At 69.7% G+C, this 17,123-nt stretch carries 17 protein-coding genes; 7 read left to right on the top strand and 10 right to left on the bottom strand.

The annotated features are described in order from the left end of the window. Window positions 1-63 precede the first annotated feature (63 nt). From Y590_RS13665 to Y590_RS13640, 6 genes are all read right to left on the bottom strand, one after another. Window positions 64-2,394 (bottom strand): TonB-dependent receptor family protein, encoded by a 2,331-nt coding sequence (locus tag Y590_RS13665; RefSeq protein ID WP_060770326.1) that lies wholly within the window; start codon window positions 2,392-2,394, stop codon window positions 64-66. Window positions 2,395-2,454: 60 nt separating this feature from the next. Continuing rightward, the gene (locus Y590_RS13660) at window positions 2,455-3,837 is read right to left on the bottom strand and encodes a PepSY-associated TM helix domain-containing protein (protein ID WP_060770325.1); all 1,383 of its coding nucleotides are present in this window, start codon (window positions 3,835-3,837) and stop codon (window positions 2,455-2,457) included. A gap of 39 nt (window positions 3,838-3,876) precedes the next feature. Further along, window positions 3,877-4,245: a hypothetical protein gene (locus Y590_RS13655; protein WP_060772292.1), complete on the bottom strand. Its 369-nt coding sequence runs from the start codon at window positions 4,243-4,245 to the stop codon at window positions 3,877-3,879. Between the two features lie 165 nt (window positions 4,246-4,410). Further along, entirely contained in the window at window positions 4,411-4,818 is a 408-nt protein-coding gene (locus tag Y590_RS13650; RefSeq protein WP_060770324.1) for a hypothetical protein, read from the bottom strand. A 172-nt stretch (window positions 4,819-4,990) separates the two neighbouring features. Further along, window positions 4,991-5,650: a 3-oxoacid CoA-transferase subunit B gene (locus Y590_RS13645; protein ID WP_060770323.1), complete on the bottom strand. Its 660-nt coding sequence runs from the start codon at window positions 5,648-5,650 to the stop codon at window positions 4,991-4,993. A 107-nt stretch (window positions 5,651-5,757) separates the two neighbouring features. Further along, complete coding sequence (locus Y590_RS13640) at window positions 5,758-6,495, bottom strand: CoA transferase subunit A (RefSeq protein WP_060770322.1); 738 nt, start codon at window positions 6,493-6,495, stop codon at window positions 5,758-5,760. A 374-nt stretch (window positions 6,496-6,869) separates the two neighbouring features. Between Y590_RS13640 and Y590_RS13635 the strand changes: the two genes are divergently transcribed. Next, window positions 6,870-8,771 carry an AsmA family protein gene (locus Y590_RS13635; RefSeq protein WP_060770321.1) on the top strand — a complete coding sequence of 634 codons (1,902 nt, stop codon included), beginning with the start codon at window positions 6,870-6,872 and terminating at the stop codon, window positions 8,769-8,771. Between the two features lie 37 nt (window positions 8,772-8,808). On the opposite strand, the gene Y590_RS13630 is transcribed toward Y590_RS13635, so the two are convergent. Further along, a complete protein-coding gene (locus Y590_RS13630; RefSeq protein ID WP_060770320.1) occupies window positions 8,809-10,065 on the bottom strand; it encodes a D-alanyl-D-alanine carboxypeptidase family protein in 1,257 nt (418 codons plus the stop codon). Window positions 10,066-10,234: 169 nt separating this feature from the next. Between Y590_RS13630 and Y590_RS13625 the strand changes: the two genes are divergently transcribed. The 6 genes from Y590_RS13625 to Y590_RS13600 all read left to right on the top strand — a co-directional run bounded on the left by Y590_RS13625 (window position 10,235) and on the right by Y590_RS13600 (window position 14,119). Then, window positions 10,235-10,624 carry a hypothetical protein gene (locus Y590_RS13625; RefSeq protein WP_060770319.1) on the top strand — a complete coding sequence of 130 codons (390 nt, stop codon included), beginning with the start codon at window positions 10,235-10,237 and terminating at the stop codon, window positions 10,622-10,624. 95 nt (window positions 10,625-10,719) lie between these two features. After that, a complete protein-coding gene (gene rnd / locus Y590_RS13620) occupies window positions 10,720-11,874 on the top strand; it encodes a ribonuclease D (RefSeq protein WP_060770318.1) in 1,155 nt (384 codons plus the stop codon). A 272-nt stretch (window positions 11,875-12,146) separates the two neighbouring features. Beyond that, window positions 12,147-12,434: a hypothetical protein gene (locus tag Y590_RS13615; RefSeq protein ID WP_060770317.1), complete on the top strand. Its 288-nt coding sequence runs from the start codon at window positions 12,147-12,149 to the stop codon at window positions 12,432-12,434. Window positions 12,435-12,483: 49 nt separating this feature from the next. Then, complete coding sequence (locus tag Y590_RS13610; RefSeq protein ID WP_060770316.1) at window positions 12,484-13,410, top strand: DNA-3-methyladenine glycosylase family protein; 927 nt, start codon at window positions 12,484-12,486, stop codon at window positions 13,408-13,410. Next, window positions 13,407-13,844, top strand: coding sequence for a GNAT family N-acetyltransferase (locus Y590_RS13605; RefSeq protein ID WP_060770315.1), 438 nt, complete (start codon window positions 13,407-13,409; stop codon window positions 13,842-13,844). Before Y590_RS13610 ends, Y590_RS13605 begins: the two co-directional genes overlap by 4 nt. A 56-nt stretch (window positions 13,845-13,900) precedes the next feature. Continuing rightward, window positions 13,901-14,119, top strand: coding sequence for a hypothetical protein (locus Y590_RS13600; RefSeq protein ID WP_003599481.1), 219 nt, complete (start codon window positions 13,901-13,903; stop codon window positions 14,117-14,119). 14 nt (window positions 14,120-14,133) lie between these two features. Here the strand turns inward: Y590_RS13600 and Y590_RS13595 are convergent, their stop codons facing one another. From Y590_RS13595 to Y590_RS13585, 3 genes are all read right to left on the bottom strand, one after another. Continuing rightward, window positions 14,134-15,048, bottom strand: a complete 915-nt coding sequence (locus Y590_RS13595; protein ID WP_060770314.1) for a metallophosphoesterase — start codon at window positions 15,046-15,048, stop codon at window positions 14,134-14,136. Between the two features lie 37 nt (window positions 15,049-15,085). Beyond that, entirely contained in the window at window positions 15,086-15,301 is a 216-nt protein-coding gene (locus tag Y590_RS13590) for a hypothetical protein (RefSeq protein WP_060770313.1), read from the bottom strand. Between the two features lie 332 nt (window positions 15,302-15,633). After that, window positions 15,634-17,025, bottom strand: coding sequence for an aminotransferase (locus Y590_RS13585; protein WP_060770312.1), 1,392 nt, complete (start codon window positions 17,023-17,025; stop codon window positions 15,634-15,636). Between the last annotated feature and the right edge of the window lie 98 nt (window positions 17,026-17,123).

Raw genomic sequence — 17,123 nt, 5'->3', positions numbered from 1 at the left:
CTCGCGGGCGGGACGCGGGGGGGACGGTCGCGCCGGGGCGGGCCCACGCCGGTCGGCGGACCGTCAGAACGACAGCTTCATCCCTGCCACGAACGTGCGCGGCGGCCCGGCAAAGATCGAGCCCGTCGTGCCGGCGAGCGCGGCGCGGCCGTTCTGGGCGCCGGTCGCCGCGTTGAGCGTGTTCGCCAACGGGTTGGCCGAGCCGACATAGGTCGTGTCGAGGACGTTGCGGAGCTCGCCGTACAGGTCGATCCGCCGGGCGTAGCCGTTCGGCAGCAGGGCCGCATAGTGGATGTTGAGGTTCAGGATCGCGAAGCCCGGTACCTTCAGGAGGTTGGCGTTGTCGATGAAGTAGCCGTCCTGCGCCACCACCTCGGCGAATCCGCCGAGCCCGGCCAAGGCGCCGGCCGGCACGTCGTAGCCGATCCGTGCGAGGAGCTGATGGGCGGGGACGCCGGGAATGCGGTTGCCGGCCCGGTCGAAGCGGGCGCTGAGCGCGGCGGCGCTGAGCTGTTCGACGTAATCGGTGTAGACCTGATCGTCGAACGTGTAGGCCAGCACCCCACGCCAGCCCGGAGCAAAGGTCCAATCGGCCCCGACTTCAACGCCGCGATGCTCGGAGGCCGGCGCGTTGAAGGTGTAGTTCAGCAGGCCCGCCCCCGGCGACTGCGTGACGAACTCGTTGTGGAAGAATTCGTAGAAGCCGGTGAGGCTGAGCCGCAGTCCCGCGAAGGGAATGAAATCGGTGCCGAGATCGAAGCCGAGATTCCCCTGCGTCTTCAGGTCGGTGTTGTTGCCGGGCAATCCTGTCGCGTTCACGAACATGCTCGAGAAGGACGGCGTCGCGTAGCCGGTGGCGACCCGGCCGCGCAGGGCCCAGTCCGGATCCGGCCGGTAAACCAGGGCGAGTTCGGGCGCCACGTTGATGAAGCGGCGGTCGGCCTGCGCCAGGGTCGATACGGTGCCGGCGGCCGTCGTCGCGAAGGTGCGGTTGCGCCCGATGACGCTCGATTCCTCCGCGCCGAGGCCGGCCACGGCCGTCCATTGCGGTGCGAGCTCGAGTTCGAGCCGGGCGCGGCCGCCGAGATTCGATTGCAGCGCTTCTTGCAACCCGATCAGCGCGCCGAGGCGGGCGCCGCCATAGGGCGCGCGGTTATAGACGGATGCCGCGATATCGACCGCGCTGTAGGCGAGCGTCACGCTGCCGATGGCCGGCAGGCCGAACAGCTCGCCGCGGCGGGTCAGGTCGGTCTGCACGAAATAGGACGGGAGGCTGCCGCGTCCGGCGGTGGTGTAGAACGGCTGGTTGTAGTTGCGCTCGTCGAAGCCGACCTGCACCCGCCACGCGGTCTGTGCGTCGATGTCGTGCTCCCAGCGACCGGCGATGATCGTGCGCCGGTCGTTGCGGCGGAACGCGCCTTCGGTCGCCGTTACCGGCACCCGCGGGCCGAAGGCGCCGTTCGCCAGGAGGCCGAAGGTGGTGCAGCCGGGTGCCGCCGTCGCCGCCACGTCGCAGCCGCGCTGGTACGGGTTGATGCGGAACTGGTCGAGCGAGGATCGGGCGGGGATGTTGGCCGTGACCTCGTTGTCGATGACCTTGAGGGTGAAGCGGTTATCGGGGCTCGGCGTGTAGCTCGCGAGCAGGTTGATTGTCTGGGTGTCGTAGGACGAATGATCCTGATAGCCGTTGGCGCGCACGTCGCTGGCAAACAGGCTGATCTCGAACGGACCGCTCACGCCGCCGACGCTGAAATAGTTGCTGAGATAGCCGAAGCTTCCGGCATCGACGCCGATCTCGTAGCCGTCGATCTCGCGGCCGGTGCGGGTGCGGAAGGCGAGCGCGCCGCCGGTGGCGAAATTCCCGAACAGGGCCGATTGCGGCCCGCGGAACACGTCGATGCGCGAATAGGCGCGGGGATCGACCAGATCGAAGCGCGAGGCGCCGTCGGGCTGGGTGACGGGGAAGCCGTCCTCCAGCACCACCATGTTGCGGGTGACGCCGGTGGCGCGGGCGTTGTTGCCGCGGATCGAGATCACCACGTCGCGCCCGCCATTGCCCTGGCGCAGGGTCACGCCGGGGCTGTCGAGCAGCACCGTGCCGATGGAAGTGGCGGGGCGTTTGGCGATCGTTCCCTCGCGTCCGACCGCGGTGACGACCTGCCCGGTCGGGCGCTCGATGCCGAGGGCGGCCGCGCCCGGCGGGCCGGAGACACCGAAGCCCGGCGCACCGGACACGGCCGCCGCTCGGCTTTGCGGCGTGCCCTCGCCGGTGACGGCAAGTTCCTCCAGGGTGACGGAATCAGCGACGGTCTGGGCCGCGGCCAAACCCGACAGGGCCAGCGGCGAAGCCGCGAGGAGCCAGGCGGCACGGCGCGCGGCGGAGTGGGAACGCATGGGACGGCTCGTGGCGATGGGAGATCGGGGCGGGCCGCAGGGGCCCGCAAATAGCGGGCGTCAGGGGCGCGCGGCGCGGCGAAGGCCTTGGGTCGCAAGGTCGAGGCCGAGCAGGGCCAGGATCGCGAGGCCGGTCAGCGGGAACAGGGCACCGAGGCCGAGCATCAGGCCTGTGACGGTGGCGACGACGCGCCGGTCCCGCGGCCAGGGCGGCGTGCCGAGGCGCCCGGCCGGGCGGCGTTTCCACCACATCACCGCGGCGGTGACCGAGAGCAGGATCGTGCCGAGGCAGAAGGCGAGCATGGCGAACTGGTTCGCCCGCCCCCAGAATTCACCCTTGTGGATGCCGATGCCGTACTGGATCGCCCGCGCCACGGGACCGAGATCGGAAAAGCGCACGTCGATGATCGGCTGGCCGCTGTAGCGGTCCAGGGAGACCATGCGCTGACCCACGACGTCGCGCGGATAGGCGGAGGCGGCGTAGACGCCGGTCTCGCCCAACGGTAGCGCCAGCTCGAAGCCCCCGGGCAGAGCCATGTCGCGAAGAGTCGCGGCCGCGCGGTCGATGCCGAGGGACGGCGCTCTGGATGGAGCCGATCGCGGCATCGGTGCGTCTTCGAGCGCCCAGCCGGCGTTCTCCAGGCGCGCACCCATCGGCACGGTGGAGACGGCCTTGCCGGCCCAGAGCTGGGTCGGCTGGCCAAGCCCGGCCCGGTTCGACCAGGCCCGCAACTCCTGCCCCCACCAGACCGACCACGGCAGGCCGGTGAGCGCGAGAAACAGCAGGCCCGCCCCAGCGAACAGGCCGGTGGCGGCGTGAAGATCGCGCCACCAGACCCGGCGTCGCGGTGTCTCGCGCAGGCTCACGGCACGTCCCCGGCGCTGCCCCTCCCCTTGCGGCCACCACAGATAGGCGCCGGTCACGACGAGGATGATCGCGAACCCGGCCACGATCTCGATGAGCGCGTTCGCCGCCGTACCGAACAGGGTAAGGCTATGCAGGCCGCGCACGATCCCGAAGAACTCGCGATCCGCGGCGACGCGATCGAGCACATCGCCGGTATGGGGGGCGAGGTAGACGAGGATCTTGCGGTCGCCTTCGGCCAGGGTGACGAGGGCCGAGGCGGCAGGGCCGGCGGGCTCGGTGTACGAGAGCGGGTTGCCAGCTGGCACCGCCTGCATAGCGTTGAAGATCAGGCGGTCGGGCCCGAGCGGGGGGCGGCCCGAGGATTCGACCACCGTGCGGTGGGCGAATACGGTCGCGTTGATCTCGGCCTTGAACAGGTAGAGCGCGCCGGTGGCCGAGAGCAGAATCAGGAAGGGCAGGCAGAGCAGGCCGGCATAGAAGTGCCAGCGCCATACGGCCCGGTAGACCGCATCGCGCGAGACGCGCAAAGCCGCCGCGGCGGTGAAACCGGCGGTGCCCGACAGGGTGGAAGGCATGGGTTCGAAATCCGCGTCTGAGGGATCGGAGCGATCTTCTCAGGCGGCGGGTGGACCTCGGGGACTGGTGCCCTGATCGGGCGGTGCGCGGGCGCGGATCGTCTGCGCGGCGCGCCACGGCACGGGGGCGGCGCGCGGCGGCCGGAGGGCGACTGCGGACGCGACCTGTGCCGGCGGCGGGACTTGGACGGCCTGGACCTGCGTGCAGCAGGCGTGATGACCGCAGGGCTGCTCGTCGTCGGCCGGCGTGCCGGAGGGGGAAACATGCTCCGCGCAGAGAATGCCGCCGTCGAGGCGCGGCAGGGCGGGCGCGAGAACCGCGAGGAAGGCCTGGAAGACAAGCGCGTAGAGCGCGATCACCCCGATGATCGCGCGGCCGTGCACGGATCGGTGCGGGCGCTCGCGCATGGCCATGCTTCTAGAGCATCATTCCGAAAGGTGGCTACCGGCTTTCGGAAAAAGACGATGCAAAACGAGAGCCCGTAGCCTCGTGCTGGATCCGATCTCCAGCACGATGCCGGCGCGCCCGGTCAACGGGGACGCGCGGGCGACGCGCGTCCTGCGACGGCCAAATCAGGCCGGCATGCCGGCCGGCTCGAACAGGAAGTCATCGACGGAAGGAATCGTCACCGCGAGGCTCGCGCCGTAGCTCGCCTTCGACAGGCGCCACGGCCGCTCGGCGCGGGCGCGGATCGCCTCGGACGGCCGCAAGCGGCGCAGTGTGCCGTCCTCGTCCATCTCCTCGATCGTCAGGAAGCCGTAGACCTGGAGGCGCGAGGCGATGAGCTTGGTCTCGCGGTCGCCCGCCGGAACCCGCAGGCTGCCCGTGGCATAGACCGCATCCATCAGGTTGCGCTGGTCGCTTCTCGACCGGCTGCGGGGAGGCTCGCCCGCTCCGAATGCCGCATTGATGGCGCCCTGCCGTGCGGCCGCAGGCCGACGGAAGGGGATGACGTTGTCCGTTCCCGGAACGCTACGCATACACAGGTACCTTCGTATCGCGGAAAGCTCCCCGACCGGCGCGCTCTCACGGCGCCGTCCGGTCGATGCGAAGCTTTCGACGATCCCGATTAATGCCTGCTTAGCCATGCCCGGCCGAGGGGCGCGGAAGGCGTCCCGAAACGGGCCGCCTCCCCCTGCCGGCCCTCGCGACTCAGTTCAGGGCGACGGTGAAGTCCCCTTCGGTCTTGGCGCGGATCTCGTCCTCGGTGACGCCGTCGGCGAGCTCGACCAGGGTCATGCCGCCATCGCCCTTCTTGTCGATGGTGAAGACGCCCAGATCGGTGATGACCATGTCGACCACGGCGGTGCCGGTCAGCGGCAGGTCGCAGGCCTTCAGGAGCTTGGGCGCCTCCGAGCCGTCCTTGCCCTTGGCAACGTGCTCCATCACCACGACGACCTTCTTGACGCCGGCGACGAGGTCCATCGCCCCGCCCATCCCCTTCACCATCTTGCCGGGGATCATCCAGTTGGCGAGGTCGCCGTTCTGCGCCACCTGCATCGCGCCGAGGATCGACAGGTCGATATGCCCGCCGCGGATCATTCCGAACGAGTCGGCCGAGGAGAAGTAGCTCGTGGTCGGCAGCGCGGTGATGGTCTGCTTGCCGGCGTTGATGAGGTCGGGATCCTCCTCGCCCTCGTAGGGGAACGGCCCCATGCCGAGCATGCCGTTCTCGGATTGCAACTGCACCGACATGCCCTCGGGGATGTAGTTCGACACCAGCGTCGGAATGCCGATGCCGAGATTCACGTAGAAGCCGTCTTCCAGCTCCCGGGCGGCGCGCTCCGCCATCTGCTCACGGGTCCAGGCCATGGTCTTGACGTTCCCTCGTTTGGCGCATCCTCGGAGCGACGATGCGCCGTCCACCGCTGGGGCGGCGACGCGCCGTCGCGCTCATAGCCTCTCGGCCGATATTCGAATCAGATCTGGCCGCCGCCGGCCGCTGCCGCTTCCGGCTCCTTGCGCTTGCGCACGGTGCGCTGCTCGATGCGCTTCTCGCGCACCGGCACGTGGAGGATGCGGCCGATGAAGATGCCCGGCGTGTGGATGTGGTCGGGGTCGATCTCACCCGGCTCGACGAGATGTTCGACCTGCGCGACCGTCACGTCCGCCGCGGTGGCCATCATCGGATTGAAGTTGCGCGCCGTCTTCCGGTAGACGAGGTTGCCCTCGGTATCGCCCTTCCAGGCGTGGACGATGGCCAGATCCGCGAACAGCCCGCGCTCCATCACGTAGCTCTCGCCGTCGAACTCGCGCACTTCCTTGCCCTCGGCGACCTTGGTGCCGACGCCGGTCTTGGTGAAGAAGGCGGGGATGCCCGCGCCGCCTGCACGGATGCGCTCGGCCAGCGTCCCCTGCGGGTTGAACTCGATCTCGAGTTCGCCGCCGAGATACTGGCGGGCGAATTCCTTGTTCTCGCCGACATAGGACGAGATCATCTTCTTCACCTGACGGGTGTCGAGCAGCTTGCCCAGGCCGACGCCGTCGATGCCGGCATTGTTGGAGATGATGGTGAGGTCCTTCACGCCCGCGGCCTGGATCGCGTCGATCAGCTCGTCGGGGATGCCGCACAGGCCGAAGCCGCCAGCCATGATCGTCATGCCGTCGCGCAGGAGGCCGGCGAGCGCCGCCTTCGGATCCGGGTAGACCTTCTTCATCGACAGCGTCCCTTCCTTCGTCTTCCGCCAGGGCGGGCCATGATCCGTTGGCCACGATACAATGTCCGAGATTCGGCGGCCGGCCGCGCTCCCGATCGATGGCGATCGGGTGTGCAACGCGAAGCGGGTCCCGTCAAACCGGCGACGCATTTGTACGCAATGCAAAACCCCCGCGCCGTAACCGCTTGCCCGGTGGGCGGGGCTGCGGCCGTCCTCATCGAAGCCCGGCCCGCCCCATCCACTGCATTGCGGGCCGGTCTGGCCCCGTTCGCGGGACAGGAGAAAGGGAACCGGCTAAGGAGTCGGATCGCACGGCTCGCAACGCCGACGCGGTTCGGCCGAACCCGATCCGCGTCGCCCGCCTACGGAGTGCAATGTCGCTGCGCCGCACCCTTTCCGCCCTCGCCCTCGGACTTGTCGCCGTGGGTTTGGTGGCTGCCTGCCTGCCGTGGTCGATCGAGGCTCCCGGCGCCGCCCGCTTCGTCAGCCGCGGCCTGCAGCAGGACTGGGGCGTGGCTTTGGCTGCCCGCGGACGCACGGAGGTCGTGCTGCTGCCCCTCCCCCGGATCGTGTTCGAGGATATCCGCCTGACCGAGGGCGATGCCGCCGGGCCGGTGCTAGCCGCGGGCGGGAACCTGTCGCTTCAGCTCGGTCTCGCCGCGCTGCTCACCGGCCGGGTCGAGGTCGATTCCCTGACGCTCGACGGGTCGGAGCTGGTGCTGCCGCAGGAAGCGGGGGATCCCCGCTGGTCCGCGGCGGCCGAGCGCCTGACCCATAGCATCGCCGGCCAGGACGGTGACCGGCCCCGGCGGATCATTCTCGCCCGCTGCGTGCTTACGGGCCGCGACCCGCGGGACGGGACGCTGCAAACGGCCCGCGACGTCGATCTCACGATCTCCTGGCCGGCCTGGAGCGAGAATCTGGCGGTGAACGGGGGATTGCGCTGGAACGACGGCAGCGCCCGGATCACCCTGACGGGTCTGCGGCCCTACGCGCTCTTGGCCGGCGGCGAGAGCCCGTTCACCGCCGCCCTGACATGGCCGACGGGTTCACTGAACGCCCAAGGCAACGGCAGTCTGCGCGACGGCCTCAAGGCCTCGGGCACCGGCAGCCTCCAGACCCGATCCCTGCACAAGACGCTGGCCCTGACCGGCGGGGGGCTCGCCCTGTCGCCCTTCGTCGAGGATTTCGCGGTCGAGGGCAGCTTCGAGGCGGCCTCCGGTCAGATCCAGTTTCCGAGCGTCACCGTGCGCAGCGACGGGAACGTGCTGGAGGGGGCGGGCTCGGCCACCTTCGGCCCGCAGCGAAGCGCGGTGCAGGCCACGCTCGCGGCCGAAAACCTCAACCTTTCGCCGCTGCTCGCCGGCCTCCTGCGCCTGACGGGCTTCGATCGTGCTGCCGACGACGCGGCCGGGCACAGCCAGTCCCTCGACCTGCGTCCTTTCACCGGGGGCGACCTCGATCTGCGGATCTCCGCCGGCAACGCCCGGATCGGGCCGGTGCAACTGACGGATCTCGCCTCCAGCGTTCTCGTGCGCGAGGATGGCATCGAGGCGTCGCTCGGCCGTGCCAACGTGCGGGGCGGTATGGTCAAGGGCCGGGTTTCCCTCGCCGCCGACAGGGGCGAAGCGGCCCCCACCCGCGTGAAGGCACAGGGCAGTTTCGACGGGCTCGATCTCGGTGCCCTGCTGGACGATCTCGGCCAGTCCCGCTGGGTGCTCGGGGCGACGCGGGGCAGTCTCGCCCTGGAGGGCGCCGGCCACGATATCGATGCCCTGGCCCGTTCCGTATCAGGCCGGGTCGCGCTGGAGAGCGCGGACGGCGCCCTATCCGGGCTCGACCTCGCCGACGTGGTCCATCGCGGCGGCGCGGTCGCGCCGGGGGCGTTGGCCCGGCGCAACGGCCGGACGCCGTTCGAGCATGCGGCCGTGACCCTGCTGTTCGCCGATGGCATCGGCGAGATCGTCGAGGGCCGGCTCGCCTCCCGCACACTCGGCGCGTCCCTGAACGGGCGCGTCGCCCTGGCCGACCGCCGTTTCCAGGCCCGGGCCGAGATCCTGTCGCGGGCCACCGCCTCCGCCGACGGGGCGTCACCCGCCGCCACGCTGTTCGAGATCGCCGGTCCCTGGGATGCCGTGAGCGTCCGGGCCAGCGCCGGGCCGCGTCCCGCCGGGGACGAGGCACGCCAGCGTGCCGACCCCGGTTCCTTTCAGCGGCCCGGCGCCGATCTGCCGCTCGGCATCCGCGCCTACGTGCCTGCGAACACCGCCCCCTGAAATCCGGACCAGCGAGGTCCGATCAGGGAGACGATCTTCAGGAGTTGCCGCTGGCCGTGCCGGCCGTGGACGTGCTGCCGGAGCCGTTGCCGCCCTTGGCCTTCTCGAAGGCGCGGCGGACGAGGTCGGTGCCGACTTCCAGCGCCGCGTCGAGCGCCCGCTGCGACAGGGTGCCGGCCTCCACCGTCTCCCCGGCATAAACCGGCTGCTCCAGGGCGAGGGTGTCGCCGCGGGTGACGCGCAGGCGGCCGACCTCGCGGCCCTGCGCCACGGGCGCGATGAGCGGCCCCTGGTAGACCACCTTGGCGGTCACCCGGTCCGAGGTGCCGCGCGGCAGCAGCAGGCGCACCGGCTTGTTGGCCACCACCGGCACGGAGCCCTTCTCGCCGCCGAAGACCGAGACCTCGGCAACCGTTTCGCTTGCGGCGAAGACCTGCCGCGGCTCGAAGGCGCGGAACCCCCATTCCATCATCTTGCGGGCTTCCGCCGCGCGGTCACGCGCGGTCTTCAGGCCGGAGACCACCATGATCAGCCGCTGGCCGTTCTGCACCGCCGAGCCGGTGAGCGCGTAGCCCGACTCTTCGAGGTAGCCGGTCTTCAGGCCGTCGGCGCCGATATCGAGGGTCAGGAGCGGGTTGCGGTTCTGCTGCTTGATCTTGTTCCAGGTGAATTCACGCTCGGAATAGATCTTGTAGAACTCGGGGTAGGTGTCGATGAGGTATTGGGCGATCCGCGCCATGTCGCGGGCGGTCACCTTCTGGTCGGGGGCCGAGTAGCCGGTCGCGTTGCGGAAGGTCGAGCGCGTCAGCCCGATCTCCTTGGCGCGCTGGTTCATCATCCCGGCGAACGCCTCTTCGGTGCCCGCCATGTTCTCGGCGATGGTGATCGCCGCGTCGTTGCCCGACTGCACGATCAGGCCGCGCAGCAGGTCGGAGAGCTTGATGCGGCTGTTGACCTGCGCGAACATCGAGGAACCGCCGCCCCCGGCCCCGCCGCGGCGCCACGCGTCCTCGGTCACCGTGAACTCGGTGTCCATGGAGAGGCGCCCCTCCTTGATGGCGCGGAACACGATTTCCGCGGTCATCAGCTTGGCCATGCTCGCCGGGGAGAACGGTTCGTCGGCCGCCTTCTCGAACAGCACCGAGCCGGAATCGGCATCGATCAGGATCGCGTGCGCGGCCGCCGTCTGGAACGTCTGGGCGCGCGATGACGCCGGATGGAGGAAAGCGCTGACAATCGCGGCCAGCATTCCCGCGAGCGCCCAGCGCGCCGCTCGGAACCGTCTCTCACTCATCCCGGCCTCTCCCACGATCCCGTTCGCCGCCCGCCCCAGATCAAGCGTGACCTTAGCCCGGATGCAATGCGATTTCGAAGGCAAAGTTCGATCCCGCAGCGCGGCATGACCGCGCCGAAGGGCCACGCGTTTGCTTGTGGAAAACCAGGGCAAACACCATATCAAGTCCATGGGATTTCGACGCTTTCACCCCGGCGACGGGCCTTCCTCCCGCTCCCGTCGCGCGCCTGCGCCGGCGTCCGACGGTGGGGTACGGAGCGTGTGGCGCACGCTGCCTCTCGAAGGCCGCTTCGAGGTGGTCTACGAGGACGCCCGCGGCGCCTGGACGACCCGCACGCTCGACGCGCGCGAGCTGAGGCTCGGGCCCGGCCGCACTCTGCTCGGCGGCATCGACCGGGCGCACGGACTCTATCGCGGCCTGCGCGCCGACCGCATCCGACGGCTCACCGAGCCCGCCTCGGGCACGCGGATCGAAACCGGTATCCTGGATTGGCTGCTCGTCCACGCCGAGGCGCAGCGGAAGGCTCGGAGCGCGCGCATCCCCCGCCGGGCGGCGTGAAGGAGCGAAGTTTTCGTCTCGAAGCGCAATCGCGTGGGGACAAGAGGCCCCTCGTCGGCTCGCGGTGACGCACGTCCTTCGGTATAGCCGGTTCTATGGAACTGATCTCCGCAACGCAGGCTCTGTCCGACGCCTGCACCCAACTCGCCGCGCAGCCGTTCGTGACCGTCGATACGGAGTTCATGCGCGAGACGACCTATTATCCGAAGCTCTGCCTGATCCAGATGGCCGGGCCCGACGGATTCGCCTGCCTCGTCGATCCGCTCGCGAAAGACCTCGATCTCAAGCCGTTCTTCGATCTGATGGCCGATGAGAGCACCGTGAAGGTGTTCCATTCGGCCCGGCAGGACCTGGAGATCATCTGGCTGCTCGGCGGGCTTCTGCCGCAGCCGTTCTTCGACACGCAGGTCGCGGCCATGGTCTGCGGCTACGGCGACTCGGTGTCCTACGAGCAACTGGTCAACGATGTCGCCAAGGCGCGCATCGACAAGTCCTCCCGTTTCACGGATTGGTCGCGGCGCCCCCTGTCCGAGGCGCAACTCGCCTACGCCCTGTCGGACGTCACCCATCTCGTGACGATCTATCAGGTGCTCGCGGCCGAGCTGCTGAGCACCGACCGCGGCCTCTGGCTCGACGAGGAGATGGCGGTCCTCACCTCGCCGGAGACCTATCAGGCCGAGCCCGCCCAGGCGTGGCGCCGGCTCTCGGGGCGGATGCGCAAACCGCGCGAGATCGCCGTGCTGATGGAAGTGGCCGCGTGGCGCGAGGCGGAAGCCCAGAGCCGGAACGTCCCGCGCGGGCGCATCCTCAAGGACGAGGCGGTGATCGACATCGCCACCGCCGGGCCCCGCAGCGTCGAGGCCCTGGGACGCCTGCGCACCATCCCTGCCGGATTCGAGCGCTCGCGCACCGGCACCGAGATCCTCGCCTCGGTCGAGCGGGGTTTTGCCCGCGATCCTTCGCAGATCGCCGTACCCGAGCGCAGCCGCTCCCGCGGGGGCGGCAGCGGCGCCCTGGTCGATCTGCTGAAGGTGCTGCTCAAGGCGGTGGCCGAGGCAGAGGGCGTGGCGCCCAAGATCATCGCCACCGTCGATGATCTCGAAGCACTCGCCGAGGACGACGCGGCGGATGTGGCCGTGCTCCAGGGCTGGCGCCGCTCCCTGTTCGGGGACAAGGCGCTGGCGCTCAAGCACGGACGCATGGCGCTCGCGGTCGAGCGCGGCCGGGTCACCGTGCGCGAACTGCCGTAGCCGTTCGCCGTCGCGGCGGGCGGCGACCTCATGGCCCGGGCAGCCGTAACAATCCGGCCACGGACGATGACGGTCGCTCGGTCGGCCTTCGTGTGCGGCTCGCATGAGAGACGGACCCTCCCCGCCCCGAACCCGCCCCCATTTCCCGACGCAGCCTGGGGGGAAGCGGGGAACTGTCATCGCAGCATCTTGGCGTTGGAACGCGGGTGCCGTAGTTCGGGATTAAGTGGCAAATCCTTTTGCCTCTCATTCCCGGCTGCTGGCCCCTCCCCATGTTCGAGCCGAACGAAGTCCTGCAGGTCTTGAGCGGTCGCGGCGCCGTGTCCGCTCAGGGGATCGAGCCGGTCGCGGTCCGCTACAAGGTCGTCATCGAGCGCCGTGACGGCATCGTCCTCGCCCATGGCAGCCTCACCGGCCGGCACGCGGCGCTGCACCCGCTCTGGATCACGCCCGATGCGACGCTTCACCTGAAGGATTCCCGGCGCTTGGCCGTGTCCCTCACCGACCTCGTAGGCGATACTGCGGAGTTCGAGAGCACCGAACCGGTTGCGCCGAGCTGACGCCGGCCCAACAGTGGGGCCGACCTCCTGCCACGCTCCCCACCGGTTCATGACGCAGACCCCTTCACCTGCGGCCCGAGAGGACGGGGCCCGTTTCACGCTGGCCTGCCGCCAGCCCTACGATTGGGCACATCTCGAACGATTCTTCGCCGACCATGCGAGCCCCGGCGTCGAAACCGTGACGGCCGGCCGCTATGCCCGCACCTTCGCCCTCGACGGGCACTGCGGCACCGTCTCCGTGGCGGCCGAAGCGAGCGCTCTGTCGGTCCGTATCCGTGGCCTCGGTTCAGATGACGACCACGAAAACCTCCTCGCGCGGGTGCGGGCGATGTTCGATCTCGACGCCGACCCGCGGATGATCGCCGCCGGACTCGGCCGCGATCCGTTCACGGCGGCCCTCGTGGGGCGCCGGCCGGGTCTGCGGATGCCGGGCGCTTTCGACGGGTTCGAACTGGCGGTCCGGGCGATCCTCGGCCAGCAGGTCTCGGTCGCCGCCGCGACGCGCCTTGCCGGCCGCCTCGTCGCGGGTTTCGGCACGCCCCTCGATGGGGAGACGTGCGGGAACGAGCCGGGTCTCACCCACCTGTTTCCGACGCCGGAACAGCTCGTGGACGCCGAGATTTCGCTCGTGCTGAACATGCCCCGCGCCCGCGGCCGGGCGATACAGGGACTTGCCGCGGCGATGCTCGCTACGCCGGATCTGTTCGCGCCCGGCGGCGAACTCGACGCGACGGTCGCCCGTCTGAAGGCGCTGCCCGGCATCGGGGATTGGACCGCGCATTACGTCGCCATGCGCGCGCTGGCTCAAGCCGATGCCTTCCCGGCGGGGGATGTGGGGCTGATGCGTGCTCTCGATACCGGCACCGGGCGGCCGAGCCGGCCTGCGCTTCTCGAGCGCGCGGCGGCCTGGCGGCCCTGGCGGGCCTATGCGGCGATCCATCTCTGGGCCGAGGATGCCGCGCGGAGGATGCCATGACGATCCGTGATCCCGCCGCCGCCGACGAGGCCGGATGGCGCCGGCTCTGGGCCGGCTACCTCGCCTTCTACGGTGAGACTCTGCCTGAGGCGGTCACCGCCGCGACCTGGGCGCGCATTCTCGATCCGGCCTCGCCGGTCTTCGCACGGCTGGCGGAGCGGGACGGATTGTTGCTCGGAATGACGGTCAACGTCCTTCACGAGGGGACGTGGAGTACGGCACCGGTCTGCTACCTGGAGGATCTGTTCGTTGCGCCCGAGGCGCGCGGCGGCGGCATCGGCCGGGCACTGATCGCCGACCTTATCGATCGGGGTAAGGCATTGGGCTGGTCGCGGCTCTACTGGCACACGCGGGCCGAGAACGCGCAGGCCCGGCGACTCTATGAGCGCTTTGTCGCTGCCGACGACTTCTGCCGCTACCGCCTCGTCCTGTAAGCGTTAACGCGGCGTTTACCATGATGGCGTCACGGTTGGGCTCAGCGGAGAGAGCGATGAACCGACGAGTCGGCCGTACTTTCGATGTCCTCAGCGAGGCGCAGCTCGTGGCCGGGCGCACCGTCGCCCGCCGGGTTGCTCCGGACGCCCTGGCGCCCCATGCCGGGCCGCGGCCGATCGCCCAGCTTCTCGACACCATCCAGCACGTTGCGGAAGCCGCGACCGGCGAGCGCAGCTTCCTGCATGTCGGCGCGGCGCCGCGCCGGAAGGGCTGAGGGGCGCGAGGGCCTCAGGCCGTGGGCGGTTCACCGCCGAGTTCTATCAGGACGATTTCCGGCGGCACCCCGAAGCGGATGCCGACCCCGCTGACGCCGAGGCCGCCGGAGATGATGAGGTGGCGCCCGTCCTCGAGCACATGGCCGTAAGCGAAGCGCTGGCCGTAGCGGGAGGGCAGCACCGGCGAGTAGCCCAGCACGCGGATCTGGCCGCCATGGGTATGGCCCGAGAGCGTGAGGGAGACGCGGGGGGGCACCTTCACGAAGATATCGGGCTCGTGCGCCATCAGGATCACCGGCGCCGCATCCGTCACCTGCGCCAGCGTGGCCGGAAGGTCGGCGAGGCTCCGAAGACTGCCGAGCGGGCGGAACGGCTCCTGATCCGCGACCCCGGCGATCCAGAACGGCCGGCCGTCATGCGTCAGACGAACCGCGTCGTTCTCCAGCACCGGAATGCCGCGCGCTTCGAGCAGCCGCCGGATCTCGACGGGGCCCTTGCCCGCACGCATCGCCTCTGAATCGTCCCACCAGTCGTGGTTGCCAAGGACGGCGTAGGTGCCGAGCGGCGCGCGCAGACCCTCGGCCAGCCGCGCGAAATCGGACAACGGCACCCGGTGCCACGTCACCTTTCGGCCGGCGGGATAATCGCCGAGCAGGAGGATCAGGTCGGGGGCGAGCGCGTTCGTCGCCGCCACGATCTCCGCCACCCGGTCGAGCGGCATGTAGGGCTCGCAGACATGGATGTCGGCGAGCACCGCGATGCGCAGCCGGTGCCCGGGGTCCCAACCCGGCGGCGTCAGACTGTAGCGGGTCAGCGCGAGCCGGAACCGCGGTTCGACGATGAAGGCGTAGGCGCCCCCGGAGCCGAGGGTCAGCGCCGAGGCGCCGAATCCGCCGAGAATCTGCCTGCGAGTCGGGAGAATGAGCATGCCGCCAGAGCCGATGGAGTGGCGGCAGCGTCAAGCCTCAATCGACGGGCTCGTCCTCGTGAACGAAGCGGACGGTGTTCCGGGCCTCAGCCTTGGTGCGGGCCGCTTTCATGGCAGCGCTGCTGACATGGACCGCGGCGGCCAGCGCCGGCAGAGCGACGGGGCGGAAATTCTCGCGATCCCCGGCCACGGTTACCGGGGAGGCGATGCCCGGCTCGGCCGCGAAGGTCGGGGTTCGGCTGGGGGCGTACATGGATCCTGTCCTGTTAGCGCGTCGGAACGGCCGGTTGGCGACCGCGTCGGCTCGATCGTTGGTCTCGCGAACATCGCGAGGACGACTCTTCGACACCCCTCTCGTGGCGAGATTGCGAAGATGCCGTCCTCCCTTTGATCGACCCGATTACATGAACGGAAGCTTAAGACTTCGGATCGGCCTGAATTTCGCGCAAGGCGAGAAATCGGGCATGGCCTATGGTCGCTTTTCGGCCACGCGATAGTGCATTGCAACGCGGCCCATCTTGCAACGCCCTCCGTGGATCTACACCGGAAGAGCCCGCGACTTGATCCGCTGTCCCGATGCGCGGCTCATGGGGCCGGCATTGGTTCCAGTCCCTCCTGCGCGATCCAGGCTGAGGTGCGATCCAGGGCACGGGCCAAGCGCTCGAACAAGGTATCGATTTCGTCAGGTTCGATCACCAGCGGCGGGCAGACGGCGATGCGGTCGCCGGCCAGGAAGCGCACGATGAGCCCCTCGTCCTGCGCGAAGGCGACGCAGCGCGCCGCCACCGCCGCCTTCGGCTCGAACTGCCGCTTCGAGGGTTTGTCGGCCACGATCTCGATGCCGCCGATCAGCCCCATGCCCCGCGCCTCGCCGACGAGGGGATGGTCGGCCAGCCGCGCCAGGGCGGCCTGGAAATGCGGCGCACGCTCCCCGGCCCGCTCGACGATACGGTCGCGCCGGTAGATGTGCAGCGCCCGGTTGGCCACCGCGCAGGCGACGGGATGCCCGGAATAGGTGGTGCCGTGGCCGAAGCCGCCGAGCTTGACGCTCTCGTCGAGCATCGCCCGGTAGAGCGGCTCGTCGATGCTGATGCCGCCGAGCGGGAGGTAGCCGGAGGTCAGAGCCTTGGCGAAGGAGAGGGTGTTCGGGCGCATGCCGAGCGCCTCGCTGCCGAACCACGTGCCGAGCCGGCCGAAGCCGCAGATCACCTCGTCGGCGACGAGGCGCACGTCGTAGCGATCGAGCACCGCCTGGATCGCCGGGAAATAGCCGGCCGGCGGCACGATGGCCCCGCCCGCCCCCATCACCGGCTCGGCGAAGAAGGCCGCCACAGTGTCGGGATCCTCGGCGAGGATCTGCGCTTCGAGTTCCGCCGCGAGACGCTGCGAATAGGCTTCCTCGGTCTCGCCCGCTTCAGCGCCGCGGTAATGGTGCGGGCAGGCGGTGTGGAGGAAGCCGTCGATCGGCAGGTCCCAGTCGGCGTGGTTGGCGGGAAGGCCGGTGAGCGAGGCGGTCGCCACGGTGACGCCGTGGTAGCCCTTCCTGCGGGCGATGATCTTCTTCTTGCGCGGGCGTCCCAGCGCGTTGTTCATATACCAGAGAAGCTTGACCTGCGCGTCGTTGGCCTCGGAACCCGAGGACGTGAAGAAGATCTTCGAGGTCGGGACCGGCATCAGCTCCTTGAGCGTCTCGGCCAGCTCGATCGCCGGATCGTGGCTGCGGCCCGAGAACAGGTGGGCGAAGGGGAGCCGGCCCATCTGCTCGGCGGCGGCCTCGACCAATTCCTCGTTGCCGTAGCCCAGGGCCGTGCACCACAGCCCGGCCATGCCCTCGAGATAGGGGCGCCCGTCTGTGTCGTAGACCCAGACGCCGTGGCCTCGCTCCAGCACCAGCGGGCCCGTCTCCCGGAAGGTGGCGAGATTGGTATAGGGATGGATCAGGGTCTCGACGTCGCGGGCGGCGATGTTCGACAGCATGATGCGGCAGCCGGAAGTCTTCGCCGACGGGGCGCGCCGGCAACCTCGCCACACTAACGGCCGCAATCTCCCTCAGGAAGGCGCCGTTCGCCTCATCG

Source organism: Methylobacterium sp. AMS5 (assembly GCF_001542815.1).
In the GTDB taxonomy this organism is placed as follows: domain Bacteria; phylum Pseudomonadota; class Alphaproteobacteria; order Rhizobiales; family Beijerinckiaceae; genus Methylobacterium.
Note: the sequence above shows the minus strand (reverse complement) of the source record. Positions and strands in the feature narration are given on the sequence as shown.

Bases quoted from the DNA above. Each gene is read 5' to 3' on its own strand.
- Y590_RS13640 (WP_060770322.1), bottom strand. From the start codon at position 6,495: ATGAAGAAGGTCTACCCGGATCCGAAGGCGGCGCTCGCCGGCCTCCTG.
- Y590_RS13600 (WP_003599481.1), top strand. From the start codon at position 13,901: ATGAACCGACGAGTCGGCCGTACTTTCGATGTCCTCAGCGAGGCGCAG.
- Y590_RS13585 (WP_060770312.1), bottom strand. From the start codon at position 17,025: ATGCTGTCGAACATCGCCGCCCGCGACGTCGAGACCCTGATCCATCCC.
- Y590_RS13635 (WP_060770321.1), top strand. From the start codon at position 6,870: ATGTCGCTGCGCCGCACCCTTTCCGCCCTCGCCCTCGGACTTGTCGCC.
- Y590_RS13610 (WP_060770316.1), top strand. From the start codon at position 12,484: ATGACGCAGACCCCTTCACCTGCGGCCCGAGAGGACGGGGCCCGTTTC.
- rnd (WP_060770318.1), top strand. From the start codon at position 10,720: ATGGAACTGATCTCCGCAACGCAGGCTCTGTCCGACGCCTGCACCCAA.
- Y590_RS13630 (WP_060770320.1), bottom strand. From the start codon at position 10,065: ATGAGTGAGAGACGGTTCCGAGCGGCGCGCTGGGCGCTCGCGGGAATG.
- Y590_RS13665 (WP_060770326.1), bottom strand. From the start codon at position 2,394: ATGCGTTCCCACTCCGCCGCGCGCCGTGCCGCCTGGCTCCTCGCGGCT.
- Y590_RS13615 (WP_060770317.1), top strand. From the start codon at position 12,147: ATGTTCGAGCCGAACGAAGTCCTGCAGGTCTTGAGCGGTCGCGGCGCC.
- Y590_RS13590 (WP_060770313.1), bottom strand. From the start codon at position 15,301: ATGTACGCCCCCAGCCGAACCCCGACCTTCGCGGCCGAGCCGGGCATC.
- Y590_RS13605 (WP_060770315.1), top strand. From the start codon at position 13,407: ATGACGATCCGTGATCCCGCCGCCGCCGACGAGGCCGGATGGCGCCGG.
- Y590_RS13660 (WP_060770325.1), bottom strand. From the start codon at position 3,837: ATGCCTTCCACCCTGTCGGGCACCGCCGGTTTCACCGCCGCGGCGGCT.
- Y590_RS13625 (WP_060770319.1), top strand. From the start codon at position 10,235: ATGGGATTTCGACGCTTTCACCCCGGCGACGGGCCTTCCTCCCGCTCC.
- Y590_RS13655 (WP_060772292.1), bottom strand. From the start codon at position 4,245: ATGCGCGAGCGCCCGCACCGATCCGTGCACGGCCGCGCGATCATCGGG.
- Y590_RS13595 (WP_060770314.1), bottom strand. From the start codon at position 15,048: ATGCTCATTCTCCCGACTCGCAGGCAGATTCTCGGCGGATTCGGCGCC.
- Y590_RS13650 (WP_060770324.1), bottom strand. From the start codon at position 4,818: ATGCGTAGCGTTCCGGGAACGGACAACGTCATCCCCTTCCGTCGGCCT.
- Y590_RS13645 (WP_060770323.1), bottom strand. From the start codon at position 5,650: ATGGCCTGGACCCGTGAGCAGATGGCGGAGCGCGCCGCCCGGGAGCTG.